We start from the raw sequence: 26,176 nt of genomic DNA on the forward strand, positions 1-26,176 counted from the left end.
CCGTGCCCGGCATTCCCCGCCCCCAGAGTGTCCCGCCGCACCGGCTGGCCGCGCTCGCGACCCTGCTCAAGGCCGATCTGACCGAACCGGTACAGCTGGTCGACGGTGAGGTCACGGGCATTACCCACGCCAGCGGTGAGGTGCGTCCCGGTGATCTCTACGCAGCGTTGCCGGGTGCTCGCCGGCACGGTGCGGAGTTCATCGGGCAGGCCGTCGCGGCGGGCGCCGTCGCGGTGCTGACCGACCCGGCGGGCCGGGACGCGGCGGTGGCCGCCGGGCTGCCCGGGCTGCCCGTGCTGGTCGTCGCCGACCCGCGCGCGGTGCTCGGCGAGGCCGCCTCGGCGATCTACGGCGACCCGACGTCACGGCTGACGATGATCGGCATCACCGGCACCGCGGGCAAGACGTCCACGGCGTACCTGATCGAGGCCGGCCTGCGCGCCGCCGGGCTGACCACCGGCCTGATCGGCACCGTCGAGACCCGGATCGGCGACCTGACCGTCGACAGTGTCCGGACCACGCCGGAGGCCACCGACCTGCACGCGCTGCTCGCCTCCGCGGTCGAGACGGGCGTCACCGCGGTGGTCATGGAGGTGTCCAGTCACGCGCTCGCCATGGGCCGGGTCGGCGGCGTGCGCTTCGAGGTCGGCGGCTGGACCAACTTCGGCCTGGATCATCTGGACTTCCACGCCGACGCCGACGACTACTTCGCGGCCAAGGCCAAGCTCTTCGACGGCCGCTGCCGGGTGGAGATCCTCAACGCCGACGACAACGCGCTGACCTCCCTGGTCAAGCCGGAAACCGTGACCTACTCGGCCGACGGCGCCGAGAGCGCGTCCTGGTGGGCGAGTGCGATCCGGCCCTCCGCGTACGGCCAGCGCTTCACCGCTCACGGCCCGTCCGGCCGGGTCGAGGCCGGGGTCGGCCTGCCCGGCCGGCACAACGTGGCCAACGCCCTGCTCGCCCTGGCCTCGCTGACCGCGGTCGGCGTCGACCCGGCCACCGCCGCCCGCGGCGTCGCCGCCTGCCCGGGCGTGCCCGGCCGGCTGGAGCAGGTGGCCGTCCCCGGCGAGGTTCTGGGCGTCGTCGACTACGCGCACAAGCCGGACGCGATCGTGGCCGTCCTGACCGCGCTGCGCGAACTGGCCACCGCCCGCGGCGGCCGGCTGGTCTGCGTGCTCGGCGCGGGCGGCGACCGGGACGCCGGCAAGCGGCCGGTGATGGGCGCGGCCGCCGCGCGCGGCGCCGATCTGGTGGTGGTGACCGACGACAACCCGCGCACCGAGGACCCGGCGGCGATCCGGGCCGCGGTCCGGGCCGGCGCGGAACAGGCCGGAACGGCGGCGAAGATCATCGAGGTGGCCGGGCGGCGGGCCGCGATCGACGAGGCGGTCCGGATGGCCGGCCCCGGCGACGTGGTGGCAGTGCTGGGCAAGGGACATGAACGTGGCCAGGAGGTGGGCGGCGAGGTGCTGCCGTTCGACGATCGGGTGGAGCTGACCGCGGCTTTGACGGGTGGTGGCGCGTGATCCGCACGACCCTGGGCGAGATCGCCGGCGTCGTCGGCGGCCGCCTCGTCAACGCCGCCCCGGAGACGGTGGTGGACGGGCCGGTCGAGTTCGACAACCGGCTGCCGCTGACCGGCGGGCTGTTCGTCGCCTTCGACGGCGAGAAGGTGGACGGGCACGGCTTCGCCGCCGCCGCGATCGCGGCCGGCGCGGCCGGTGTGCTCGGCACCAGGGACACCGGCGAGCCCGGCGTCGTGGTGACCGACCAGCTCGACGCGCTGGCCCGGCTGGCCCGGTTCTCGCTGGACCGGCTGCCCGACCTGACCGTGATCGGGCTGACCGGCTCCTCCGGCAAGACCACCACGAAGGACTACATCGGCCAGCTGCTGAGCCGGCTGGGCGAGACGGTCGCGCCGCCGGGGTCGCTGAACAACGAGCTCGGTCATCCGTACACGGCGTTGAAGGCGACCGCGAAGACCCGGTTCCTGGTGCTCGAGATGGGCGCCCGGGGCGTCGGGCACATCCGGCACCTGACCGAGGTGGCGCCGCCCCGGATCGGCCTGGTGCTGAACATCGGTGCCGCGCACGTGGGGGAGTTCGGCTCGCTGGAGCAGACCGCGCTGGCCAAGGGTGAGCTGGTCGAGGCGCTGCCCGCCGACGGGGTGGCGGTGCTCAACGCGGACGACGAGCTCGTTGCCGCGATGGCCGCGCGGACCGCCGCCCGCGTCGTGTTCTTCGGTGAGGCGGACATCACGGATCTGCGCGTGGACGATCGGGGCCGCGCGTCCTTCGAGCTCGCCGGCCATCCCGTGCGCCTGGGGGTGGCCGGGCGGCACCAGGTGGCCAACACCCTGGCCGCCGCCGCGGTGGCGATGGCCGCCGGGATGCCGGCCGCCGACGCCGCCGCCGCGCTGAGCGAGGTGCGCATCAAGTCGGTGCGCCGGATGGATGTCTTCGACCGGCCCGACGGCGTGACGGTCATCGACGACACGTACAACGCCAACCCGTCGTCCACCGCTGCCGCGTTGCGGTCGCTGGCCTCGATGGGTACGGGCCGCCGCACGGTGGCCGTGCTCGGTTACATGGCCGAGCTGGGCGATCAGGAGGTCGCCGGGCATCGCGAGGTCGGCCGGCTGGCCGCCGAGCTCGGTGTGGACCGGCTGATCGCGGTGAGCGAGCAGGCCCGCCCGATCCTGGACGGCGCCGCCGAGGTGCCGGGCTGGACCGGCCGGGCGGAGCTCGCCGCCGACCAACCAGCCGCGATCGCGCTGCTGAGCCCGGAAGAAGGCGACGTGGTTCTGGTCAAGGGTTCTCGTTACCGGACGTGGGACGTGGTGGACGCACTGCGGCCCGAGGGGGTTCGCCCGTGAGGGCAGTCATCGTCGCGGCCGCGGTCGCGTTCATCATCTCGCTGTTCGGCACCCCGATCGCGATCCGGGTGTTCACCGCGCTCAAGGCGGGACAGCCGATCCGGACCCTCGGACCGCAGAGCCACCAGGGCAAGCGGGGCACGCCGACGATGGGCGGCGTCGCCTTCATCGTGGCCACGGTGCTCTCCTACGTGGCCGGGCACCTGGCGCTGACCACGCTGCCCGAGCGGCAGATCGCGCAGGAGAAGCCGACCATGACCGCGCTGGTCCTGCTCGGCCTGTTCGTGTTCTGCGGTGCGATCGGCTTCCTGGACGACTTCCTCAAGGTCCGCCGGAAGCACTCCGGCGGCCTGAGCGCCAAGGGCAAGCTGTTCGGCCAGCTGATCGTCGGCGCCGGCTTCGGGGTGGCGGCGCTGTATGTGCCCAGCACCAACGGGCAGACGGTGGCCAGCGAGAGCATCTCCTTCATCCGGGACATCGACTTCCTGGACGTCGGCAAGGTCGGCTCGGTCATCGTGTTCGTCTTCGTGATCATGTCGATGTCCAACGGCGTGAACCTCACCGACGGACTGGACGGCCTGGCCACCGGCGCCTCGATCGCGGTGCTCGGGTCGTACGCGCTGATCGGTTTCTGGCAGTACCGGCACTGGTGCGGTGACACCGACTACGCACGGGCCGCCGCGAACTACTGCTACGAGGTGCGTGACCCGCTGGAGGTCACGATGATCGCCGCCGCGGCGGCCGCGGCATGCGTCGGCTTCCTGTGGTGGAACACCAACCCGGCCCGGATCTTCATGGGCGACACCGGCGCGCTCGGCCTGGGCGGCCTGATCGGCGGCCTGGCCATGGCCACCCGCACCACGCTGCTGTCGATCATCATCGGCGGGCTCTTCGTGATCGTCACGATGTCCGTGGTGATCCAGATCATCTCGTTCAAAACCACCGGCAAACGGGTGTTCCGGATGTCGCCGCTGCAGCACCACTTCGAGCTGGCCGGCTGGAGCGAGGTCAACATCGTGGTGCGGTTCTGGATCGTGGCCGGCATCTGCGTCGCCATCGGCCTGGGACTGTTCTACTCCGACTTCCTCGCGGTTATGGGATAGATCTGCGACACGCCCGGTATGTGAAGCCCTGTATCGGTCCGGCGCGACGATGATGACGGACATGGGGGAGGACCAGAAGAAGCCGTCGTTCAGCCGGCAGTACCTGCCGGCCGTCCACGGGATGCTGGCGCGGCCGCTGTCCTCGTACTACCTGCTGATCGCGAGCAGCGGCCTGCTGCTGCTGATCGGGCTCACCATGGTCTTCTCGGCGACCAGCGTGAAGGCGTACGCGGAACACGGTGACGCGTTCGGCGCGATCCGCAACCAGGCGGTCTTCGCCGCGCTCGGCCTGCTCGGGTTCTGGGTCTGCCAGCGGCTGCCGGCGCGCACCCTGCGCGCCCTCGGCCCGTGGATCCTCGGCCTGGCCATCGCCCTGCTGGCCCTGCTCGACCTGCTGGTGCTGCTCGAGTCGGTGGGCGCCGTGCACACCGCCAAGCTCGGCCCGTTCGAGGCCCGCCTGCTCTGGCTCTACATCGGCCCGATCGGCATCCAGCCCTCCGAGCTCGCCAAGCTGGGCGTGGTGCTGTGGGGCGCCGACATCATCGCGCGCAAGGGCGCCGCCCTGGGCCACTGGCGTGAACTGGCGATGCCGCTGTTCCCGCTGGTCGGCCTGCTCTTCGTCCTGGTCGGCTACAACGACCTGGGCACCATGCTGGTGCTGCTGGCGCTGATCGTCGGCCTGCTCTGGGCGGCCGGCGTACGCCTGCGGGTGTTCGCCGCGCTGGGCGTGCTCGGGCTCTCCGGCGTCGGCCTGCTGATCGCCGCCGCGTCCCGGGGCGCCGGCTCCGGCGAGGTGGGCGAGCAGAACTACCGGCTGGCCCGGCTCACCTCCTTCCTCAACCCGCCCGAGGACTGCTTCCAGGGCGCCTGCTACCAGCTGCTGCAGGGCCGGTCGGCGATCTACGAGGGCGGCTGGTTCGGCGTCGGGCTGGGCAAGAGCGCGCTCAAGTGGGACTGGCTGCCCGAGGCGGACAACGACTTCATCTTCGCGGTGGTCGCCGAGGAGCTCGGCGTGGTCGGCTGCGTGGTGATCCTGGCGCTGTTCTCGGTTCTCGCGTACACCGGCTTCCGGATCGCCCGCCGGGTCGACGACCCGTTCCGCCGGCTGGCCGCCACCGGCATCACCACCTGGCTGGTCGCCCAGGCCGTGATCAACATCGGCGGCGTGGTGGGCCTGCTGCCGATCACCGGCCTGCCGCTGCCGTTCATCTCCGCCGGTGGTAGCGCGCTGGTCGTCACGCTCGCCGCGATCGGCATGCTCGCCTCCTTCGCCCGCGCGGAACCGGACGCGGCCCGGGCCTTGAACGCCCGTCCGCCGTCGAGATGGGTCCGGCTAGTCTGGGCCCCGCTGCCGCCGCTACCCCCGCCGCGGCGGCCTCTTGCGAAGCAGGCACCCGCGAGGGCGGGGGGTGAGAGGAGGCGGTGATGGCATCGCTGCGGTCGGTGGTGGTCGCCGGAGGAGGCACCGGTGGTCACATCTACCCGCTGCTCGCCTTCGCCGACGCGCTGCGCCGGGCCTTCCCCCAGGTGCGGATCACCGCCCTCGGCGGGGAGAAGGGCATGGAGCGCGAGATCATCCCCGGCGCCGGGTACGACCTGCGCGTCATCCCCGTGCACCAGCTGCCCCGGTCGCTGAACATGAACCTGATCCGCACCCCGGACCGGATGTGGAAATCGGCGCACGCCGCCGGCCGGGTGATCGACGAGGTCCAGGCCGACGTGGTCGTCGGCTTCGGCGGTTACGTGTCCGTCCCCGCCTACCTGGCGGGCTGGCGCCGTGAGCTGCCGATGGTGATCCACGAGGTCAACGTGCCACCGGGCGTCGCCAACAAGCTCGGCATGAAGTTCACCAGAAATGTCGCCGTCGGTTTCCCGCACCAGCCCCAGCAGTCCGAGGCGTTGCGCGATGCTCGGGTGGTGGGTGTCCCGCTGCGTACCTCGATCGCCCGGATGGACCGTGCGGCGCTGCGCCCCCAGGCGCTGGCCCACTTCGGACTTCGGCCCGACCTGCCGGTGCTGTTCGTCTTCGGCGCGTCGCAGGGCGCCCGCTCGATCAACCTCGCGGTGTCCGGCGCGGCCAAGGCGCTGACCCACGCCGGCGTCCAGGTGCTGCACGTCCAGGGTGGGCGCAACGACCCGTTCGAGGTCCCGCCCGAGCTGCCGGCACCGTACGTGGTGGTGCCGTACCTCGCCGACATGCAGCTCGGTTATGCGGTGGCCGACCTGGTCATGTGCCGGGGCGGCGCGATCACGGTCGCCGAGACCACGGCGGTCGGTGCGCCGGCCGTCTACGTGCCGCTGCCGTGGGGCAACGGCGAGCAGAAACGCAACGCGCTGCCGGTGGTCGAGGCGGGCGGCGGGCTGATGGCGGAGGACGCGGAGCTGACCCCGGAGTGGGTCGAGCGTACGGTGATCCCGCTCGCGCGCGACCCGCAGCGGTTGCGTCAGATGAGCGCCGAGGCCGCCGCGTACGGGCGGCGGGACGGCGACGAGGCCTTGGTCGACTACGTGGTGGAAGCAGTGGCGAAGCGATGAGCAGGCCGATGAGTAGGGGAGTGACAGCGTGAACACGGCGGAGCTGACGCCGGCCGGCGAGTTGACCGCCGAGGACCTGGGCAGCGTGCACCTGATCGGCATCGGCGGCGTCGGCATGTGCGGGCTGGCGCGGCTGTTGCTGACTCGTGGCGTACCCGTCTCGGGCTCTGAACTGCGCGAGTGGCCCACCTTGGCCGCGCTTCGCGCTCTCGGCGGCACGGTGCACATGTCCCACGTCGAGTCCAACCTGGACGGTGTGGACACGGTCGTCTACTCGACCGCGATCCCGTACGACCACGTCGAGCTGGCCGAGGCTCGCCGGCGGGGGCTGCGCGTGCTGCACCGCTCCGAGGCGCTCGCCGCGGCGATGACCAACCGGCAGGCCATCGCGGTGGCCGGCACCCACGGCAAGACCACCACCACCTCGATCATGACGGTGATCCTGCAGCACGCCGGACAGGACCCGTCGTTCGTGATCGGCGGCGAGATCTCCGAGGCCGGGTCCAACGGCCACCATGGCACCGGCCCGCATTTCGTGGCCGAGGCCGACGAGAGCGACAAGTCGTTCCTGATCTACCGCCCGCACGTGGCGATCATCACCAACATCGAGGGCGACCACCTCAACAACTGGGGCGACCTCGACGGGCTGAAGGCCGGGTTCCTCGACTTCGCGCGGCTCACCGACGCGGACGGCTTCGTGGTCACGTGTGCCGACGACCCGGGGGTGCACGGGCTGATCGAGACGCTGCGCGCCGAGGGCAGGACCGTTTTCACGTACGGCGAGAGCGAGGCGGCCGACCTGCGGATCTCGCACGTCTCCTCGGCCACCGGCGGCGTGCGCTACCACGCGACGATGGGCGGGCAGTCGCTCGGCGAGATCAAGCTGGCGCTGCCCGGCACGCACATGGGGCTGAACAGCGCGGCGGCCGTCCTGACCGCCCTCAAGCTGGGCATCCCGCTGCCGTCGATCGTCGAGGCGCTGCGCTCCTTCCCGGGGGTCCGCCGCCGGTTCGAGCGCAAGGGCATCGCCGCCGGCGTCCGGGTCTACGACGAGTACGCGTACCACCCGACCTCGGTGAAGGCGGCGTTGCGCACGCTGCGCGAGGTGGCCGGTGACGGGCGGCTGATCGTGGTGTTCCAGCCGTACCGCGTCTACCGCACCCGCGACCTGCAGGCCGAGCTGGCCGAGGGGCTGGCGCTGGCCGACGAGGTGATCTGCATGGAGGTGTTCGGGCCGGGCGAGACCCGGCAGCCGGGCGAGGGCGGCGTCGCGCTGACCGCGGCGATCGACCTGCCCGCCGCGCACAAGGTCTTCGTGCCGTCCTGGGAGGACGTGCCGGCCGAGGTGCTCAGGCGCAGCCGGCCCGGCGACGTGGTGGTGACGATGGGCGCGCCGCCGATCTCGCTGATGGGCGACGAGCTGCTGGCCGCCTTGACGGACGCGCCGGACGCCGGCGCGCCGGACGGGAACTGATCGCATGATGGCCGGCGGGGGCGGGCGGAACTGGCGGCTGGTCCGGGCGGACACCGACGCGGTGCCGTCCTCGGTGCGCCGGTTCATGGCCCGCGCCCGGCAGCGCCGGCTCCAGGCGGCGCTGCCCTGGGCGGTCGGTCTGGGCGTGCTGCTGGTGATCGGCGGCCTGCTCTACATGGTGTACGCGACCCCGGTGCTGGGCGTCCGCGAGGTGCGGGTGGTCGGCGCCGACACGCTGAGCACCGCCCAGGTCGAGCAGGCGGCGGCGGTCACGATGCGCGAGCCGCTGGCCCGGATGGACCTGGACGCGATCCGGGACCGGGTGCAGAGCCTGCCGGCCGTCGATCACGCCGTGGTGTCCCGCAGCTGGCCGGCGGCCGTGGTGGTCGAGGTGGTCGAGCGGACCCCGGTCGCCGCGGTCCGCGCGGGCAAGCAGTTCACGCTGGTCGACGGCGAGGGCGTGCCGTTCCGGACGGTCGAGCGGAAGCCTTCGGGCATCCCGCTCGCCGCGCTGGCGGCACCTGGCCCGGACAACGTGGAGACGAAGGCGATGCTGACTGTGCTCGGCTCGCTCAGCGAGGAGCTGCGTGACCAACTGCTGCAGATCTCGGTGCCGGCGCCGGCGCGGATCGAGCTCTCGCTCCGCAAGGACCGGACGGTGATCTGGGGCGACGATTCGGAGAGCGAGACGAAGGCGCAGGTCTCGACTGCTCTGCTGAAGAAGAAGGGCGACACGATCGACGTGAGCGCCCCGGCAGTCGTGACGATCCGGTAACCCACGGGACTAATCGGACACACGCGCATAAACGGAGCTTTACGGCGGAGGTTACGGCTTCATCGGAATTCCGCCACGTAAGCGGTCCCCGACACGCCGCGAGGGTCCTTGGTTTGAGCAGTGACGGCTGCTTACGTAGCGACCAGAGGTTCGATGGTTGACATAAAAGTAAGCCTCTAGTAGAGGGTGAGGGTTTCCTCGCCCTCCCTTGTACGGCTGCGGCAGACGAAGTGCGGTCCGACGACAATACGGATCCGCAAGGGGCCTTCCCCTGCCGCCAACCCTGGAAGGGAAGGCAGAGCCCGATGACTCCTCCACACAACTACCTAGCCGTCATCAAGGTGGTCGGCATCGGTGGCGGCGGCGTCAATGCCGTGAACCGCATGATCGAGGTCGGGCTCAAGGGCGTCGAGTTCATCGCGATCAACACCGACGCGCAGGCGCTGCTGATGAGTGACGCCGACGTCAAGCTCGACGTCGGCCGTGAGCTGACCCGCGGCCTCGGCGCCGGCGCGCAGCCCGAGGTCGGCAAGAACGCCGCCGAGGACCACCGCGACGAGATCGAAGAGGTCCTCAAGGGCGCCGACATGGTCTTCGTGACCTGCGGCGAGGGCGGCGGCACCGGCACCGGCGGCGCTCCCGTCGTGGCGCAGATAGCCCGTAAACTTGGTGCGCTCACCATCGGCGTGGTCACCCGGCCGTTCTCGTTCGAGGGCAAGCGCCGCCAGGTGCAGGCCGAGTCCGGCATAGATGAGCTGCGCAACCAGTGCGACACGCTGATCGTGATCCCGAACGACCGGCTGCTCGCGCTCGGCGACCGCGGGATCAGCATGATGGACGCGTTCCGGCAGGCCGACCAGGTGCTGCTGTCCGGCGTCCAGGGCATCACCGACCTGATCACCACGCCGGGTCTGATCAACCTGGACTTCGCCGACGTGAAGAGCGTGATGTCCGGCGCGGGCAGCGCCCTCATGGGCATCGGCTCGGCGCGCGGCGACAACCGCGCGGTCGAGGCCGCCGAGAAGGCGATCTCCAGCCCGCTGCTGGAGCAGAGCATGGACGGCGCCCGTGGCGTGCTGCTCTCCATCGCCGGCGGGTCCGACCTCGGCCTGTTCGAGATCAACGACGCGGCGCAGCTGGTCACCGACGCGGCCCACCCGGACGCCAACATCATCTTCGGCGCGGTCATCGACGACGCGCTCGGCGACGAGGTGCGGGTCACCGTGATCGCGGCGGGCTTCGACGGGGGCACGCCCTCGTACAAGCCGGTCGAGACCACTCGGAAGGTGCCGCAGCCGAGCTCGCCGCCGGCGGTCACGCCGACCTCGCCGATCCCGGTGCCCTCGACGCCGCCCGCGGCCACCACGCCGCCGCCGCGCCGGGTCCTCTTCGACGATGTGGACGTGCCGGACTTCTTGAAGAACGGCTCCTAAATGCTTGTGTCCGAAGGCTCCGGGTTCTCCGTGCGGTCCGGAGGACCAGGCATCGGTGGCTAGCACCGACAGGCGCGCGCAGCTTGCCGGCAACCTCGGTGAGGTGCGGGAGCGGATAGCGCGCGCCTGCTCGGCGGCCGGCCGGTCGGTGGACGAGGTCACCCTGGTGGCCATCACCAAGACCTATCCGGCCAGTGACGTGGTGCTCCTGACCTCGCTGGGTGTCACGGACGTCGGCGAGAACAAGGATCAAGACGCAGGACCAAAAGCTGCTGAGGTACGCGCGGCCGGCGCCACGCCGCGCTGGCACTTCGTCGGGCAGCTGCAGCGCAACAAGGCCCGCTCCGTGGTCCGATACGCCGATGTCGTGGAGTCCGTGGACTCGGTCCGGCTCGCCGCGGCGCTGGCCAAAGCGGCCGCTGACCTGCGGGAAGAGCCGCTCGACGTGCTGATCCAGGCCAGCTTGGACGATTCGCCCGGGCGCGGGGGAGCGCACGGCGATGCACTGTGGGAGGTCGTCGACGCGGTGGCCTCGGCGCCGTCCCTGCGACTCGGCGGGTTGATGGCGGTGGCGCCGATCGGTATTTCTCCGGACGTGGCGTTCTCTTCGTTGCGGGAGCTTTCCGGGCGACTCGTCGCTCAGCACCCCTCCGCTTCCGCGGTCTCCGCGGGCATGAGCGGGGACCTGGAAGAGGCGATCCGGCACGGAGCGACACACGTACGGATCGGCACTTCTTTGCTCGGGATGCGAAACAGCCTGCGGTAGCCTTGCGGCGGGCAGCAAACTACATAGGTGTTGTTTACGCGTGACCGGCCATTCCTGGGGGAATACAGCCGGTCACGCCCGGACAGCGCAGCGCATGTGCGTCAGGCGCGTGCAAGGGGGGAAGCGGCCCGGGCTTGGGGGTGCGGGCCGCACAGTGGAATCGAGGTGGGGGCAATGGACGGTCGGTTCGGCGCCGAGCGGGACGAGGTGACAGCGTGAGTGCTCTGCGCAAGGCGGGTGTATGGCTCGGTCTCGTCGAGGAGGACGACGATCGCGCGTACGACGACCGCAGCTACCGCGAGACCAGTGGTTACCGCGAGCGTGAGCGCGACCGGGACTCCGGTTACCGGTACGCCGACGAGTTCGCCGACGAGGACGAAGAGGTCGAGGAGCCCGCGCCGATCCAGCGCACCCGCACCGCCGAGCGCGGCCGGGGCAACAGCGGCCGGCTTCAACGCGCCGTCGCCGAGCTCGAGGAAGAGGAGCGGGCCGCGGCCGAGCGTGACGACCACGCCGAGCGGGCCACTGTTCGTCCCATCACACGCTCCAGCACCAGCAGTGACAACTCGCACGCGGAGCGCTACCCGACGCGGGACAATCTGGCACTCGCGCCTCAGGTGCAGGTTCACCAGCGGATCGCCGAGGAAGACCAGCGCTACCAGATCACCACGCTGCACCCGACGACCTACCGGGAAGCGCGGACGATCGGTGAGCACTTCCGCGACGGCGTACCGGTGATCATCAACCTCACCGAGATGGACGAGAGTGACGCCCGCCGGCTGGTCGACTTCGCCGCCGGACTCGCGTTCGGCCTGCGCGGTACGATCGAGCGCGTGACCAACCGGGTTTTCCTGCTCTCACCGGCGAATGTCCAGGTCACCGCAGAGGACAAGGCCAAGATCGCTGAGGGCGGTTTCTTCACCCAGAGCTGACCCGAACGAGGGAAACCACCCACGTGCTGTCGATCCTGTTCCAGGTTCTCTATCTACTGACTTACGTCTTCTTTCTGACTCTGCTGGCGCGCTTCGTCCTGGGTGCGGTGCTGCAGTACGGGCGCCGATGGCAGCCCGGGCGGGGCGCGTCGGCCGTAATGGAGTCGGTGTGGAGCGTCACTGATCCGCCCCTCAAGGCGTTGAGGCGTGTGATCCCACCGCTTCGAATTGGTAACGTGAGCGTGGACCTGGCGTCCCTGGTCCTGCTGGTTATCCTGTTCGTGCTTTTGAACTTCGTGTTAGCGCGCCTCATCATGACCTTCAGCGTCTAGATGGGCCCGCCCCACGCGGCCGCAACTGACCCGAGGAGTTTCGATGCCGCTGACCCCGGCCGACGTGCACAACGTCGCCTTCAAGAAGCCTCCGATCGGCAAGCGGGGGTATGACGAGGAGGAGGTCGACGCCTTCCTGGACGAGGTCGAGCGCGAACTCGCCCGTCTGATCGAGGAGAACAACGAGCTGCGCGCCCAGGTGGAGCGCGGCGGTCGGGGTGGCGCTCCAGCCGTCCCGGGTGCCGACCCCCGCATGGCCGCCGAGCTCAACGACATGAAGGCCCAGTTGGACCGCATCCAGCGGGACAAGGCCGCAGCTGAGCAGGCCGCACGGCAGATGCAGGCCGAGCTCGACCAGGTGCGCGCGCAGGGCCCCGTCGGCGCCGGTTCCACCTCTTCCGGCGGCGGCGACGGCGAGCAGCAGGCACTGCGGGTGCTCATGATGGCCCAGCGCACCGCCGACGACCACGTGTCCGACGCCCGGCGCGAGGCCGACAAGCTGCTGTCCGACGCCCGGTCCAAGGCCGAGGAGGTCACCCGCGAGGCACGCGCCAAGGCGGATGCCCTCGAGCGGGACGCCCGCCAGCGCCACCAGGAAGCCATGGGCGGCCTCGACGCGAAGCGCTCCGCGCTGCAGAAGCACATCGAGGAGCTCAAGCAGTTCGAGCGGGAGTACCGCACCCGGCTCAAGGCGTACCTGGAGAGCCAGCTGCGTGACCTCGACGGACGCGGGCAGGGCCTGGAGGCCGAGATCGCCCGTGCCGACGCGGGTCGTGCGGTCGGCGGTTCCGGTGGCCTCGCCGCCGCGGGCCTCGCCGGCTCGTACGGCGGCAGCCGCGCCAACTCCATCGAATCCGGCCGCTGACAGTCCGTCGTCGGCCGGCTGCACCTCGACGAGGATGAGCCATGATCGTTGTGACCCTGCTGCTCATCCTCGTCGCGGTGACGCTGCTTGTCCTAGGCCTGGCGGACGGGTCGAGCTCGATGCTCATCGGCTCGATCGTGGCCAGCCTGCTCGCCGCGGTCGCCCTGGTCATCGGCGCCCGCCGCGCGGCCACGCTCCGCCGCGCCGCGCAAGGCGTACCTGAGTCCCCCGAGGCCGACCCGTTCCTGGCCGGGCCGCCCAGCGAGTTCGCCACCGCCGGGGCACGCACCTCCACCGGGCCCGCCGGCACCCACACCGCGCAGGGTGCCCGCGCCGCCCAGGGCGCCCGCGCCGCCGACCGGGCCCGCCGTCCCGGCTCGCCGTCCGGCGACTTCCCGCCCTCCGACGAGTCGCTGTCCTCGGGCGACCTCTTGTCTTCCGCCGAGGGTGACCGCCGTTCCGCCGCCGGAGGCTTCCCGCCTGCCGCCGAGGGTGACCGCCGCCCCGGCGAGTACCGCTCCACCGCCGTGGACGACTTCCCGCCGCCGCCCCCGCCCGCCGGTGCCGTGGCCGGTGACTTCCCGCCGCCGCCCGGACCGGTCGCCGACTACGCCCCGATCGGCCGCGAGGACTTCCTGCCCCCGCCGCCCGGCTCGTCCGAGTCCCGCGCCGACGACTTCCCGCCCCCGCCGCCTCCCGCCGCCGGCGTGGCAGACGAGTACGCGCCGCCGCCTGCCGCTGTGGCGGACGAGCACGCGCCGCCGCCGGCCGCTTCCGTGGCCGATCAGTATGCGCCGCCGCACGCGGCCCGCGCGGGTCGTTCCCGTCGCGACGGGGATTCCGATTTCTCCGCGTCTGACCCGATCTTGGACGACGAGGACGACGACCTTCTCGAACCCGAGCCCGGCGACCGCTCTTCCCGTGACGCTTCCGCCGGCTCTTCCCGTGACGCTTCCGCCGGCTCTGCCCGTGACGCCTCCAGCGGCTTCGGGGGCGGCGCGACCCGCGAGGGTTCCGGCTCCGCCCGTGATGCTTCCGCCGACTTCGGGTCGGTCCCGGGCTCGTCCGGCGAGCCCGGCGCCGGCCGTGATCGCTTCACCACCGAGCCCGATTTCGACCGCGCCTCCTCGGTGATCGGCTCGACCCGCTCGGATTCCCGCCCGGAGTCGTGGCGCACCGACCCGACGCTCACCGACCCCGGCACCCGCAAGGCGGAGTCGTTCGACGACGAGCCGCTGCTGCTGGACGAGCCCGCCCCAGACCGGGCCGACACTTCGGGCCCGTCCACTGCCGACCCTTCCGCTCCAGGCTCGACCACTTCCGGCTCGTTCGCCTCCGGCCTGTCCGCAGCCGGCTCTTCCGGTCCAGGGTCGTCCGGTCCGGGCCTCTCGGGTCCGGGCTCGGCCTCGGGCTCCTCGGGTCTGGGCTCCTCGGGTCTGGGCTCCTCGGGTCTGGGCTCCTCGGGTCTGGGCTCCTCGGGTCTGGGCTCCTCGGGTCTGGGCTCCTCGGGTCTGGGCTCCTCGGGTCTGGACTCCTCGGGTCCGGGCTCCTCGGGTCCGGGCTCCTCGGGTCCGGGCTCCTCGGGTCCGGGTTCGTCGGCCGACGGCTTCGCGGAGGCGGACGACGAGGAGGAGTTCGCCGAGGCGGACGAGGACGATCCCGCCGACGAGCCGCTGCCGCAGGCTGTCCACCCCAGCGACGCGGTCCAGGTCGCACGGATGGACGCCGAGGTCCTGGTCGTGGACGGACGCCCGCGCTACCACCTGTCAGACTGCCCCCACCTGGTCGGCCGTTTGACCGAAGGCCTCCCGGTGAGCGAAGCCGTCGAACTCGGCTTCAACCCGTGCGGCCTGTGCCGCCCGGTCGACCGCCTGGTCGCTCGTTCCAACCAGCTCTGACCCCCGCGCGTCGCCCGGATCCGGCGGCCCTGGACGCGCAGTCCGAGCCATTAACACCCGGCCCGCATCAGTCCGAGCCGGTGACACCCGGCCCGCGGCAGCCGGATGTCCGCCTGGACCTACCGCCGTCAGCGATCGTGGTAGGTGAGAGCGGCATCGGCAGCCTGGATGCCGCCTTGCTCCACCACCCGGAGTGGTAGTGGTAGGCAGAAGCGGCATCGGCCGCGCGCATACCGCCGTGAGCTACCACTGCCCTGGGCCTGAGCGGCGGCAGAGAGCGTGAGACGCGGCCGCGCCGGCCTGGCAGCCCGCGTCGCGCCGGCCCGGCAATCCGTGCCGCGTCGTCGCGCCGGCCGGGAGTCCGCGTCGCGTCGTCGCGCCGGCCGGCAGTCCGCGTCGCGCCGGCCGGCAGTCCGCGTCGCGCCGGCCGGCAGTCCGCGTCGCGCCGGCCGGCAGTCCGCGTCGCGCCGGCCTGGCAGCCCGCGTCGCGCCGGCCCGGCAACCCATGCCGCGCCGCCGCGCCGGCAACCCGCCTCGACCTCACGCGGGCCGCGCGCGAGGCGTAGACGATCTTGGTTGGGCTGTCACGCAATGTCGCGGCGTGACCCCGGTGCGCTTGCGGTGACAAAGATCGAGACAATGGGGCGTGGCGAAGCGGCGGACCCCGGCGAGGAGCGCCCCTGACGCGGGCGTGACCGTCGCCGTGCGGGTCCGTCCGGGCGCCGCCCGCACCGCTGTCGGTGGCCGCTACGACGGACCGCACGGGCCCGCCCTGGTCGTCGCCGTGAACGCCCCGCCCGTCGACGGCAAGGCGACCGAGGCGGTCCGGCGGGCGCTCGCGGCGGCGTTCGGGGTCCGGCCGGCGGCGGTCGCGCTCAAGCTCGGCGCCACCAGCCGGGACAAGGTCTTCACGGTCGACGCCGAGCCCGGCGCGGTCGCCGCCCTGCTTCGAGAACTGCGAACGTGAGCGGGAACCTGGATCAGGCCCTGCTGATCGGCGCGGCGGTGCTGCTGGTCGCCGTGGCCGCGGTGCGCGTGTCGACCCGGCTGGGGTTGCCCAGTCTGCTGCTCTACCTGCTGATCGGGATGCTGATCGGGGAGTCGGGCCTCGGGATCAAGTTCGACGACGCGGAGCTCACCCGTACCCTCGGATTTTGCGCCCTGATCATGATCATCGCCGAGGGTGGGCTGACCGCCCGCTGGACCACCCTCAAGCCTGTGCTGGGGTTGTCGGCCGTGCTGGCGACGGTCGGGGTGGCGGTCAGCATCGCGGTGGTCGGGCTCGCCGTGCACCTCGTTCTGGGGCTGGGCTGGCAGCTGAGCCTGCTCTACGGCGCGGTGCTGTCGTCGACGGACGCCGCGGCCGTGTTCGCGACGTTGCGGCGGCTGCGGCTGCCTCCGCGGCTGGTGGCGACGCTGGAGGCCGAGTCGGGCATGAACGACGCCCCGGTGGTCCTGCTGGTGGTGCTGCTGTCCACCGCGGGACCGATGCCGCACCCCTGGTGGCATGAGCTGGTCATCGTGCTCTACGAGCTGGCCGCGGGGGGCGCGCTGGGCTGGCTGGTGGCGGTGGTGGGGCGCTGGTTGCTTCGCAACGCCGCGCTGCCCTCGTCGGGGCTCTATCCGATCGCGGCGGTCGGGCTCATGTTCCTCGCGTACGCCTCGGGCGCTGTCATGCACGCCAGTGGTTTCCTGGCGGTCTACGTGGCGGGGGTGGTGCTCGGGAACGCGCGGCTGCCGCATCGCCGGTCGATCCTCGGGTTCGCCGACGGGCTGGCCTGGGTGGCCCAGATCGGGCTGTTCGTGCTGCTGGGCCTGCTGGTGTCGCCGAGCCGGCTGGCCGGTGCGCTGGTCCCGGCGCTGGTGGTGGGCGTGGCGCTGGTGCTGCTGGCCAGGCCGCTGTCGGTGGTGGTGTCGGCGGTGCTGGCCCGGCCGGTGCGCGGGCCGCGGCGGCCGGAGATGCGGATCGGCTGGCGGGGGAGTGCCTTCCTGTCCTGGGCGGGCTTGCGCGGCGCGGTGCCGATCGTGCTCGCCACGATTCCGCTCTCCCTGGGTACGCCGGGCGCGGACGGCCTGTTCGACGCCGTCTTCGTGCTCGTGATCATCTTCACGCTGCTGCAGGCCGGCACGCTGGCGCCGGCGGCACGCCTGCTGGGGGTGACCGCGCCGGGCGAGGCGACCGAGCTGCACGTGGAGACGGCGCCGCTGGAGAGGATGAACGCGGACCTGCTCCAGGTGGACATTCCGCCCGGGTCGCGGCTGGCGGGGGTGCACATCGACGAGTTGCGGCTGCCGGTTGGCGCGGCGATCACGCTGGTGGTGCGGGACGGCGCCGGTTTCGTGCCGGGGCCGGACACCCGGCTGCGGTCGGGCGACGCGCTGCTGATCGTGGCCACCGCCGATGCCCGGGACGTGGCCGAGCGCCGGCTCCGGGCGGTGAGCCGCCGGGGGAGGCTGGCCCGCTGGTTCGGCGAAAAGGGCGACGAGCCGCGCGCGTGAACCGGACAACGTCGGGTATCCGACCTGTGACCAGGGCGTTTCGCCCCGGTTGACGGGGCGGTGCCGGTGCGCCGTGTTGTCGCTGGTCTTCACGTTCCGTATCGTTGCCAGCCTCCGGTGTGTGCGACCCTGGTCGCCGCGCCGTTTTGGTACGTAGGGGGCAGAGATTCCGCGCCGGGTGCGCGGCCGAGGGAGTAGCCATGGCCAAGGCAACCGAGACGAAGTCGGCCTCGACCAAGCGGACGCGCAGCGCGGCGGAGACCAAGAAGATCAACACCGCGTTGGTCGAGCGTCGCGACGAGCTGCAGGCCGAGTACGACCAGACGCTCACCGAGATCGCCGAGCTGCAGCGTGACCGCCTCGACGACTCGGCCGGCGACGACACCGCCGACACCGGCACGAAGACCTTCGAGCGTGAGCAGGAGATCACTCTGGCGAACAATCTGCTGGAGCGGATCACTCAGGTGGAACGCGCCATCGACCGCCTCGGCGAGGGGAACTACGGTTGGTGCGAGAAATGCGGTAACGCCATCCCGGTCGAGCGGCTGGCGGCGTTCCCGTCCGCGACCCTGTGCGTGTCCTGCAAGCAGCTGGAGGAGCGACGCTGAACGCCGATGAGGCCACGGTGACCGAGCCGGTCGCTGCCAGGCGGTCCCCGGGCCGGGTGCTGCTCGTGCTCGGTGTCGTCGCCGTCCTCGCCGTGATCATCGATCAGGTGGTCAAGGAGATCTCGACCAACGAGCTCGTCGAGGGCGAGCCGGTCCGCGTCCTGGGCGGACTGATCTACCTGTCCCTGCTGCGCAACAGCGGCGCCGCGTTCAGCCTGGGCAGCAACTTCACCTGGGTCTTCCCGCTGGTGACGGTCGCCGTGGTGACGTGGATCGGGTTCATGGCACGTCGGCTGCGCTCGGTGCCCTGGGCGCTGGCGCTGGGTCTGGTGCTCGGCGGCGCGCTGGGTAACCTGATCGACCGGCTGTTCCGCGCCCCGAGTTTCATGCACGGCCACGTGGTCGACATGGTCAGCCTCTTCGGACCGTACGCGGAGTATTTCGCGGTCTTCAACGTCGCCGACGCCTGCCTGAGCGTCGGTGTGGTGCTCGCCGTGCTCCTCGAGCTCACCGGCCGCCAGCGCGACGGCACCCGAACCCCTGCGAAAGCGAATAAGAAAGCACCGTGACCACCAGATCCCTCCCCGTGCCGGACGGCCTCGACGGCATGCGCCTCGACCAGGCTGTCTCCCGGCTCTTCGGCCTGTCCCGCACCGCCGCCGCGACCCTGGTCGAGGCGGGTGACGCGATGGTCGACGGCGTGCCGCGCCCGAAATCCGACAAGGTCTCCGCCGGCGCCTGGCTGGAGGTCACGCTGCCGGCGCCGGTGGCCGCCCCGTCGATCGTGGCCACGCCGGTGCACGGCCTCAAGATCGTCTACAGCGACGACGACTTCGTCGTGGTGGACAAGCCGGTCGGTGTGGCCGCGCATGCCAGCCCGGGCTGGACCGGCCCGACTGTGATCGGCGGCCTGGCGGCGATGGGACAGAACGTCGCGACCAGCGGCGCGGCCGAGCGCCAGGGTGTGGTGCACCGGCTCGACGTCGGCACCACCGGGCTGATGGTGGTGGCCAAGAGCGAGGTGGCCTACTCCGCCCTGAAGCGTGCCTTCAAGGAGCGCGAGGTGGACAAGCGCTACCACGCCGTGGTGCAAGGCCACCTCGACCCGCTGCGGGGCACCATCGACGCGCCGATCGACCGGCACCCGACCGCCGACTACCGGTTCGCGGTGATGAACTCCGGCAAGCCCAGCGTCACTCACTACGACACGCACGAGGCGTTCCGCTCGGCGAGCCTGATCGACGTGCAGCTGGAGACCGGCCGGACCCACCAGATCCGGGTGCACTTCTCGGCCATGCGGCACCCGTGCGTGGGCGACGTCACCTACGGCGCCGATCCGGCGCTGGCCACCCGGCTGGGCCTGACCCGGCAGTGGCTGCACGCCAAGGAGCTCGCCTTCGTGCATCCGCGCACTCAAGATGAAGTGCGTTTCGTGTCGGACTACCCTGATGATCTGGAGCACGCGCTCACGTTGCTCCGAGAGGCGAACTGACCACCAGTTGAGGCCCGATCCCGGGGATCACCCAAGTGCGAGGTGAGGTCCAGAGTGTGGCTGACATTGATCGAGAAATGTCCGCATACCGGCGTTGTATGTGGGCGTTTCTCGGGCGCTGTCAGGCGCGCTCTGGACCTCTCCGTAGCCCTGGGTGATCCCCGGGATCGGGCCTAGGGGTGGCCCGATGGCCGCGGCCGGTCAGCGCATCGCGACCGGCTTCGCTCTGGCCTCGGCCGCTTCGCTGCTGATGATCATCATGTGGACGGCGGACCGCAACGATCCGCCGGAGACGGCCGCGCCACCGTCGCCGGACGTGGTCCGGGTCGGGGTGGTCGAGGGCCAGTCCGTGCCGGGTTATCTGGACAGCAGCCGCGGCGAGCTCGCGTCCCTGCCGGCCGCCGGGCCGACCTGGGCCCTGGTGTCGCTCTCCGGCTATGTGCCGCCGGGCGAGCTGCCGTCGGTGCTCAGTGGCAGCGCCGTGGCCCAGGTGTACGCCCGGGCGCCGATCGGGCACGCCAGGGCCGGCGTGGTGCGGATCCCGGCGTACCGCGTGCCGGACGATGTGGTCGCCGGGATGCTGGCCACGGCCGGCGCGCGGGATCAGGAACGGGCCGACTACGGCCGTCTCAGCCGCGACCTGGACGGGGCGGGAAACGACCAGACACGGCTGCGCCGGGCGTACGCGAGGGCAGCCGACACCGCCGCGGCCGAAGCCCACGCCTATCGGGCGCGCTGTGCCTGCGTCTTCGCCGCGGTGGTGCACGCCGACCCGGCCGCCCTGCGGGGCATCGCCGGCCGGGCCGAGGTGCGGGCCGTCGACCCGGCGCCCGAAGTGCGCCGTTTGGACCGGGTGGAGTTCCGTCCACCCCTGCCTGAGCAGCCAGATTCGCCACGCACGGCGATCACCCCGGCACCCGGCGGCACTTCGATGGTTGCTACTGCAACCCCGACGCCAGTACCCTCGTCGCTCGGGGCCACTGTGATATCTGCCTCACCCCAGCAGCCCGCTGCCCCCTCGGCGGGATCCGGCTCTTCTTCCCCGGATTCGGAGGAGCACCCTGCCGTACCCGCCGCACCAGCCCCGACCTCCCCACCCGGCGCTCCGGCGCGCTCGGCGGGCGAACCCGGCGGGGGGTCCACGCGTTAGAAACCTCGTCGGCCGAGCATCCGATGGGCCGCCCGGCGGTCAGGGACGGGCCGCTGGGGAGTGGCCCGAACGGGGTTCGGCTCCGTAGCCTGTTGCGTGGCGGCCACGCCCGCCGGCCAGAGGAAACGCCAGAGGAACCATCGAGCTACGCAGGGAGGACGAGCCGTGGACGGGACCGAGACCGGCTGGGGCCGGCCTGCGGACTCCGGGCGCCGCTGGCGGGGCCTGCTGGACCGGGCACGGCACGGCTCCCGGACTCATGAGGAGCAGGAGGAGCCGGCGCCCGAGCCGCAGCCGCCCGAGCCGCGACGCCCGGCGACGCCCTCCCAGCCGCTGCCGATGCGCCCACTGGACCGCCGGTCCTGGCTGCCCGAGACGGCCCGCCCCGAGGCGCCCGCCCAGCAGAACGGCTACGAGGCCCTGCAGAACGGCTACGACGCCCAGCCCAACGGTTACGACGCCCAGTCCAACGGCTATGACGCCCAGCCCAACGGCTATGACGCCCAGCCCAACGGCTTTGACGCCCAGGGCAACGGCCACGACCAGAACGGGTATGAGCCGCCCGCCCGCGCGGCGGCCTATCCGCTCGACCGCCGCCCGGTGAACCCCCTCGACCGGCGCACCCCGGCCCGCCCGGCCCGCCCGGCGCCCCCGCCGGCCGAGCCGCGGCCGATGAACCCGCTGGACCAGCGGCCGATGAACCCGCTGGAGCAGCGCCCGGCCAACCCGCTGGAGCCGCGCCGGTCCCGCATCGCCGAGGGCTTCCACGGCCGCGCCGAGGCCGCGCCCGCTCCGGCGCCGGCGCAGCCGCACAGCTACTTCAACCCGGGCCCGTCCCCGGCCGTGCCGCCGACCGCCCCGCCGCAGGCCTACCGCGGCGCGGTCACCGTTCCCCAGCCGGCGCCCCCGCTCGCACCGCCCCCGATGGCCTCGCCGGTCGCCCCGGCCTCCCCGGCGCCGGCCCGGATCGAGTGGCGGCAGGCGGCGCCCGCGCAGGAGTCCGACCGCGCGGTGTCGATCCTGCGCCGCAAGGTCGGCACGCCACGGGTGCTGGCCTTCGCGAACCCGAAGGGCGGCGTACACAAGACCACCGCGACCGTGCTGGCGGCCGCGACCATCGGCAGTGTCCGCGGACGCGGCGTCCTGGCCTGGGACGACAACGAGCTGCGCGGGACGCTCGGCCTGCGCGCCGGCAGCGCCCGGCACGCCCGGACCATCCGGCACCTGCTGCACGATCTCCTCCAGATCGAGAACATGCACGGCGACGCTCTCCTCCAGGAGCTTGACGGGTACCTGCGGCACGCGTCGGACGGTTCGTACGACGTGCTGGCCGGCGAGGAGAATCCGCGCTTCGCCCAGCGGCTCGATCAGCACACCGTGCGCCGGGTGATGGACCTGCTGCGCCGCACCCACGACGTGATCTGCGTGGACACCGGCAACAACGTGGAGAGCGTCAACTGGCAGACCGTCATGCGGGCGGCCGACCAGCTGGTGGTGACCACGGTCCCGCGCGAGGACGCCGCGTTCACCGCGGACTGGATGCTCGACCTGCTCGACGAGACCGGTCAGGGTGATCTGGTCGCCAACGCGGTGACGTTGATCTCCTGCCCGTCGGCGGGCAAGGCCCCGCTGCTGGACGATCTGGTCAAGCATTTCGGCACCCGGACCAGGGCCGTCGCGGTGGTGCCCTACGACCCGTCTCTCGAGGTCGGGTCGTCGATCGAGTACGCCGATCTGCAGCCGGAGACGCGCGCCGCGTGGATCAAGGCGGCGTCGATGATGATCGAGCCGTTCGCCGAATAAGGGCGCGCCCGTCCGTCGGTCGCGGGGTGATCGGGTCTAGGCTCGGGATCGCGAAAATCGGCGGCGAGAGGGGCTTCGGGTGTCTGACTCCTTCGTGCACCTGCACGTGCACACCGAGTACTCGATGCTCGACGGAGCCGCCCGGATCAAGGAGCTTCTCGCCGAGGCGAGCCGGCTCGGCATGCCGGCCGCGGCGATCACCGACCACGGCAACATGCACGGGGCGTACGACTTCTACAAGCAGGCGACGGCCGCCGGGATCACGCCGGTCATCGGCGTCGAGGCGTACGTGGCGCCGGAGTCCCGCTTCAACAAGACCCGGATCAAGTGGGGCCGTCCCGAGCAGAAGAGCGACGACATCTCCGGCAGCGGCGCCTACACGCACATGACGATGTGGGCGCGCAACGCGGTCGGGCTGAAGAACCTGTTCCGGCTCAACTCGCGCGGCTCGATGGAGGGCCAGCTCGGCAAGTACCCGCGGATGGACTTCGACGTCATCGCGGAGCACGCCGAGGGCATCATGGGCACCACCGGCTGCCCGTCCGGCGCCGTGCAGACCCGGCTGCGGCTGGGCCAGTTCGACGAGGCGCTGAAATCCGCGGCGATGTACCAGGAGGCGCTCGGGAAGGAGAACTACTTCCTCGAGATCATGGACCACGGGCTGTCGATCGAGAAACGGGTCCGTGACGGCCTGCTGGAGATCGGGCAGAAACTCGGGATCCCGCCGCTGGTCACCAATGACTCGCACTACGTCTACGAGGAGCAGGCGGCGGCGCACGACGTGCTGCTCTGCGTGCAGACCGGCAGCAACGTGGCCGACCCCAACCGGTTCCGCTTCGACGGCAACGGCTACTTCGTCAAGTCGGCCGACCAGATGCGCGCGGTGGACTCGTCGGAGGCCTGGCAGGAGGGCTGCCGCACCACGCTGCTGGTGGCCGAGCGGGTCGACACCGAGGGCATGTTCACGTTCAAGAACCTGATGCCCCGGTTCCCGGTGCCGGACGGCTTCACCGAGGAGGAGTTCTTCCGCCACGAGGCGTTCGAGGGACTCAAGCGCCGGTTCCCCGACGGCATCCCGGAGACCCACGTCAAGCAGGCGGAGTACGAGCTCGGGATCATCATCCAGATGGGCTTCCCGTCCTACTTCCTGGTGGTCGCCGACTTCATCCAGTGGGCGAAGAAGCAGGGCATCGCGGTCGGTCCCGGCCGTGGGTCGGCGGCCGGCTCGCTGGTCGCGTACGCGATGGGAATCACCGACCTCGATCCTCTGCCGCACGGCCTGATCTTCGAGCGGTTCCTCAACCCCGAGCGCGTGTCCATGCCGGATGTCGACATCGACTTCGACGAGCGCCGGCGCGGCGAGGTCATCCGGTACGTCACCGACCGCTGGGGCGAGGACAAGGTCGCCCAGATCGCCACCTTCGGCACGATCAAGGCCAAGGCCGCGATCAAGGACTCGTCGCGGGTGCTCGGTTTTCCGTTCGCGGTGGGCGACCGGATCACCAAGGCGCTGCCGCCGGATGTCATGGGCAAGGGCATCCCGCTGGCCGGCATCTTCGACAAGGACCACAAGCGGTACGGCGAGGCCGGCGAGATCCGCACGCTCTACGACACCGACCCGGACGTCAAGAAGGTCATCGACACCGCGCGGGGCATCGAGGGCCTGATCCGGCAGACCGGCGTGCACGCGGCCGGCGTGATCATGAGCGCCGAGCCGATCATCGATCACATCCCGCTGATGCGCCGCGCCTCGGACGGCGTGATCATCACGCAGTTCGACTACCCGACCTGCGAGACGCTCGGCCTGCTGAAGATGGACTTCCTGGGCCTGCGCAACCTGACGATCATGACGGACGCGCTGAAGAACATCGAGCTCAACCACGGCAAGTCCGTCGACCTGCTGGCGTTGCCGCTGGACGACCAGGCCACCTACGACCTGCTCGCGCGTGGCGACACGCTCGGCGTCTTCCAGCTCGACGGCGGGCCGATGCGCTCGCTGCTGCGGCTGATGAAACCGGACAACTTCGAGGACATCTCCGCGGTGCTGGCGCTCTACCGGCCCGGCCCGATGGGCGCCAACTCGCACACCAACTACGCGCTGCGCAAGAACAAGCAGCAGGAGATCACCGGCATCCACCCCGAGCTGGAGAAACCGCTCGAGGAGATCCTCGGCCCGACCTACGGGCTGATCGTCTACCAGGAGCAGGTGCAGCGCGCCGCGCAGATCCTGGCCGGGTACTCGCTGGGCAACGCCGACCTTCTCCGCCGGGCGATGGGCAAGAAGAAGAAAGAGGTCCTGGACAAGGAGTACATCCCGTTCCGGGACGGCATGAAGGACAACGGCTACTCCGAGGAGGCCGTCAAGGCGATCTGGGACGTCCTGGTCCCGTTCGCCGACTACGCGTTCAACAAGGCGCACACCGCCGGGTACGGCCTGGTCTCCTACTGGACCGGCTGGCTCAAGGCGAACTACCCGGCCGAGTACATGGGCGGGCTGCTGACGAGTGTCGGCGACGACAAGGACAAGATGGCGATGTACCTGGCCGAGTGCCGGCGCATGGGCATCCAGGTCCTGCCGCCGGACGTCAACGAGTCGTCCGGCCCGTTCACCCCGGTCGGCAAGAACATCCGCTTCGGCCTGGCCGCGGTCCGCAACGTCGGTCACAACGTGGTGGACGCGATCGCCCGGTGCCGGAACGAGAAGGGTCGCTACACCGACTTCTACGACTTCCTGTCCAAGGTGGACGCCGTCGCCTGCAACAAGAAGACGATTGAATCCCTGATCAAGGCCGGCGCCTTCGACTCGATGGGCCACTCCCGCAAGGCGCTGCTCGCCGTGCACGCCGAGTCGATCGACGCGTACGCGGATGTGAAGAAGAACGAGGCGGCCGGGCAGTTCGACCTGTTCGGCGCGTTCGGCGACACCGAGGGGGGCAGCGCGGCCACGGTCGCGATGCCGCCGATCGGCGACGGCGAGTGGGACAAGCGGGACAAGCTGGCCTTCGAGCGGGAGATGCTCGGCCTCTACGTCTCCGACCACCCGCTGGCCGGCCTGGAGCAGATGCTCAGCAACTCGGCCGACGCCACCATCGCCTCGCTCAACGAGGAGGGCTCGATCCCGGACGGCCAGATCGTCACGCTGGCCGGCATCCTCACCGGCGTGCAACGGCGGATCACCAAGCAGGGCCGGCCGTGGGCGTCGGCCACCCTGGAGGACCTGGCCGGTGGCGTGGAGGCGCTGTTCTTCCCGAACACGTACGAGGTGATCGGCCAGTACATCGCCGAGGACGCCATCGTGATCGTCAAGGGCCGGGTGGACCGCCGCGACGACACCCCGCGCATCATGGCGATGGACATGTCCCTGCCGGACGTCACGCACAACCCGGACACCAAGCCGGTCACCCTGACCATGCCGATCACCCGGTGCACCCCGCCGCTGGTCAGCGAACTCAAGGAGATCCTGGTCGCGCACCCGGGCACCTGCGAGGTGCACGTCAACCTGGTGAACGGCAGCCGGACCACGGTCATGCGGCTGGGCGGCTTCAAGGTGGCGCCCACCCCGGCGCTACGTGCCGACCTGAAGATGATTCTCGGCCCGTCCGCGGTGGCCTGAGCGGGCCTGGCAGGATCGAA

The 26,176-nt window shown here is 71.3% G+C and carries 21 protein-coding genes; all 21 read left to right on the plus strand.

Translation table 11 applies throughout. From position 1 onward, the window contains the following. The first annotated feature begins 2 nt into the window (after window positions 1-2). The 21 genes from QSK31_RS03595 (at window position 3) to dnaE (ending at window position 26,156) form a co-directional block, all read left to right on the plus strand. On the plus strand, window positions 3-1,529 hold the full coding sequence (locus QSK31_RS03595) for a UDP-N-acetylmuramoyl-L-alanyl-D-glutamate--2,6-diaminopimelate ligase (protein WP_285680870.1): 1,527 nt from the start codon (window positions 3-5) through the stop codon (window positions 1,527-1,529). Beyond that, window positions 1,526-2,878: a UDP-N-acetylmuramoyl-tripeptide--D-alanyl-D-alanine ligase gene (locus QSK31_RS03600; protein ID WP_285680872.1), complete on the plus strand. Its 1,353-nt coding sequence runs from the start codon at window positions 1,526-1,528 to the stop codon at window positions 2,876-2,878. Before QSK31_RS03595 ends, QSK31_RS03600 begins: the two co-directional genes overlap by 4 nt. Beyond that, a complete protein-coding gene (gene mraY / locus QSK31_RS03605) occupies window positions 2,875-3,981 on the plus strand; it encodes a phospho-N-acetylmuramoyl-pentapeptide-transferase (protein WP_285680874.1) in 1,107 nt (368 codons plus the stop codon). The genes QSK31_RS03600 and mraY overlap by 4 nt, the downstream gene beginning before the upstream one ends. A 61-nt stretch (window positions 3,982-4,042) precedes the next feature. Further along, window positions 4,043-5,407, plus strand: coding sequence for an FtsW/RodA/SpoVE family cell cycle protein (locus QSK31_RS03610; RefSeq protein WP_285680876.1), 1,365 nt, complete (start codon window positions 4,043-4,045; stop codon window positions 5,405-5,407). Beyond that, window positions 5,407-6,516: an undecaprenyldiphospho-muramoylpentapeptide beta-N-acetylglucosaminyltransferase gene (gene murG, locus QSK31_RS03615; protein ID WP_285680878.1), complete on the plus strand. Its 1,110-nt coding sequence runs from the start codon at window positions 5,407-5,409 to the stop codon at window positions 6,514-6,516. The genes QSK31_RS03610 and murG overlap by 1 nt, the downstream gene beginning before the upstream one ends. Before the next feature lie 28 nt (window positions 6,517-6,544). After that, window positions 6,545-7,990: a UDP-N-acetylmuramate--L-alanine ligase gene (gene murC / locus QSK31_RS03620; RefSeq protein WP_285680880.1), complete on the plus strand. Its 1,446-nt coding sequence runs from the start codon at window positions 6,545-6,547 to the stop codon at window positions 7,988-7,990. A 7-nt stretch (window positions 7,991-7,997) separates the two neighbouring features. Beyond that, a complete protein-coding gene (locus QSK31_RS03625) occupies window positions 7,998-8,765 on the plus strand; it encodes a cell division protein FtsQ/DivIB (protein ID WP_285681402.1) in 768 nt (255 codons plus the stop codon). Window positions 8,766-9,070: 305 nt separating this feature from the next. After that, complete coding sequence (gene ftsZ / locus QSK31_RS03630) at window positions 9,071-10,198, plus strand: cell division protein FtsZ (protein ID WP_285680882.1); 1,128 nt, start codon at window positions 9,071-9,073, stop codon at window positions 10,196-10,198. Window positions 10,199-10,253: 55 nt separating this feature from the next. Continuing rightward, a complete protein-coding gene (locus QSK31_RS03635; RefSeq protein WP_285680883.1) occupies window positions 10,254-10,964 on the plus strand; it encodes a YggS family pyridoxal phosphate-dependent enzyme in 711 nt (236 codons plus the stop codon). 215 nt (window positions 10,965-11,179) lie between these two features. Continuing rightward, a complete protein-coding gene (locus QSK31_RS03640) occupies window positions 11,180-11,896 on the plus strand; it encodes a cell division protein SepF (protein ID WP_285680884.1) in 717 nt (238 codons plus the stop codon). Window positions 11,897-11,919: 23 nt separating this feature from the next. Then, window positions 11,920-12,228, plus strand: coding sequence for a YggT family protein (locus tag QSK31_RS03645; protein ID WP_285680886.1), 309 nt, complete (start codon window positions 11,920-11,922; stop codon window positions 12,226-12,228). A 43-nt stretch (window positions 12,229-12,271) separates the two neighbouring features. After that, window positions 12,272-13,093 carry a DivIVA domain-containing protein gene (locus QSK31_RS03650; RefSeq protein ID WP_285680889.1) on the plus strand — a complete coding sequence of 274 codons (822 nt, stop codon included), beginning with the start codon at window positions 12,272-12,274 and terminating at the stop codon, window positions 13,091-13,093. A gap of 41 nt (window positions 13,094-13,134) precedes the next feature. Further along, window positions 13,135-14,991, plus strand: coding sequence for a hypothetical protein (locus QSK31_RS03655; protein ID WP_285681440.1), 1,857 nt, complete (start codon window positions 13,135-13,137; stop codon window positions 14,989-14,991). A gap of 646 nt (window positions 14,992-15,637) precedes the next feature. Next, window positions 15,638-15,958, plus strand: a complete 321-nt coding sequence (locus QSK31_RS03660) for a DUF167 domain-containing protein (RefSeq protein ID WP_285680891.1) — start codon at window positions 15,638-15,640, stop codon at window positions 15,956-15,958. Next, window positions 15,955-17,490, plus strand: coding sequence for a potassium/proton antiporter (locus QSK31_RS03665; protein ID WP_285680893.1), 1,536 nt, complete (start codon window positions 15,955-15,957; stop codon window positions 17,488-17,490). The genes QSK31_RS03660 and QSK31_RS03665 overlap by 4 nt, the downstream gene beginning before the upstream one ends. A gap of 200 nt (window positions 17,491-17,690) precedes the next feature. Beyond that, entirely contained in the window at window positions 17,691-18,098 is a 408-nt protein-coding gene (locus QSK31_RS03670) for a TraR/DksA family transcriptional regulator (protein ID WP_285680895.1), read from the plus strand. 17 nt (window positions 18,099-18,115) lie between these two features. Then, entirely contained in the window at window positions 18,116-18,667 is a 552-nt protein-coding gene (gene lspA / locus QSK31_RS03675) for a signal peptidase II (RefSeq protein WP_352244358.1), read from the plus strand. Between the two features lie 38 nt (window positions 18,668-18,705). Next, on the plus strand, window positions 18,706-19,590 hold the full coding sequence (locus QSK31_RS03680; RefSeq protein WP_285681408.1) for an RluA family pseudouridine synthase: 885 nt from the start codon (window positions 18,706-18,708) through the stop codon (window positions 19,588-19,590). Window positions 19,591-19,777: 187 nt separating this feature from the next. Continuing rightward, window positions 19,778-20,740 carry a hypothetical protein gene (locus tag QSK31_RS03685; protein ID WP_285680897.1) on the plus strand — a complete coding sequence of 321 codons (963 nt, stop codon included), beginning with the start codon at window positions 19,778-19,780 and terminating at the stop codon, window positions 20,738-20,740. A gap of 165 nt (window positions 20,741-20,905) precedes the next feature. Next, window positions 20,906-22,543 (plus strand): MinD/ParA family ATP-binding protein, encoded by a 1,638-nt coding sequence (locus tag QSK31_RS03690; RefSeq protein ID WP_285680899.1) that lies wholly within the window; start codon window positions 20,906-20,908, stop codon window positions 22,541-22,543. 79 nt (window positions 22,544-22,622) lie between these two features. Next, on the plus strand, window positions 22,623-26,156 hold the full coding sequence (gene dnaE, locus QSK31_RS03695; RefSeq protein ID WP_285680900.1) for a DNA polymerase III subunit alpha: 3,534 nt from the start codon (window positions 22,623-22,625) through the stop codon (window positions 26,154-26,156). Window positions 26,157-26,176 lie beyond the last annotated feature (20 nt).

The organism is Actinoplanes sp. NBRC 103695 (assembly GCF_030269485.1).
Classification (GTDB): Bacteria; Actinomycetota; Actinomycetes; order Mycobacteriales; family Micromonosporaceae; genus Actinoplanes.

Bases quoted from the DNA above. Each gene is read 5' to 3' on its own strand.
- QSK31_RS03655 (WP_285681440.1), top strand. From the start codon at position 13,135: ATGATCGTTGTGACCCTGCTGCTCATCCTCGTCGCGGTGACGCTGCTT.
- QSK31_RS03670 (WP_285680895.1), top strand. From the start codon at position 17,691: ATGGCCAAGGCAACCGAGACGAAGTCGGCCTCGACCAAGCGGACGCGC.
- ftsZ (WP_285680882.1), top strand. From the start codon at position 9,071: ATGACTCCTCCACACAACTACCTAGCCGTCATCAAGGTGGTCGGCATC.
- QSK31_RS03680 (WP_285681408.1), top strand. From the start codon at position 18,706: ATGCGCCTCGACCAGGCTGTCTCCCGGCTCTTCGGCCTGTCCCGCACC.
- QSK31_RS03650 (WP_285680889.1), top strand. From the start codon at position 12,272: ATGCCGCTGACCCCGGCCGACGTGCACAACGTCGCCTTCAAGAAGCCT.
- QSK31_RS03625 (WP_285681402.1), top strand. From the start codon at position 7,998: ATGGCCGGCGGGGGCGGGCGGAACTGGCGGCTGGTCCGGGCGGACACC.
- QSK31_RS03685 (WP_285680897.1), top strand. From the start codon at position 19,778: ATGGCCGCGGCCGGTCAGCGCATCGCGACCGGCTTCGCTCTGGCCTCG.
- QSK31_RS03610 (WP_285680876.1), top strand. From the start codon at position 4,043: ATGGGGGAGGACCAGAAGAAGCCGTCGTTCAGCCGGCAGTACCTGCCG.
- murG (WP_285680878.1), top strand. From the start codon at position 5,407: ATGGCATCGCTGCGGTCGGTGGTGGTCGCCGGAGGAGGCACCGGTGGT.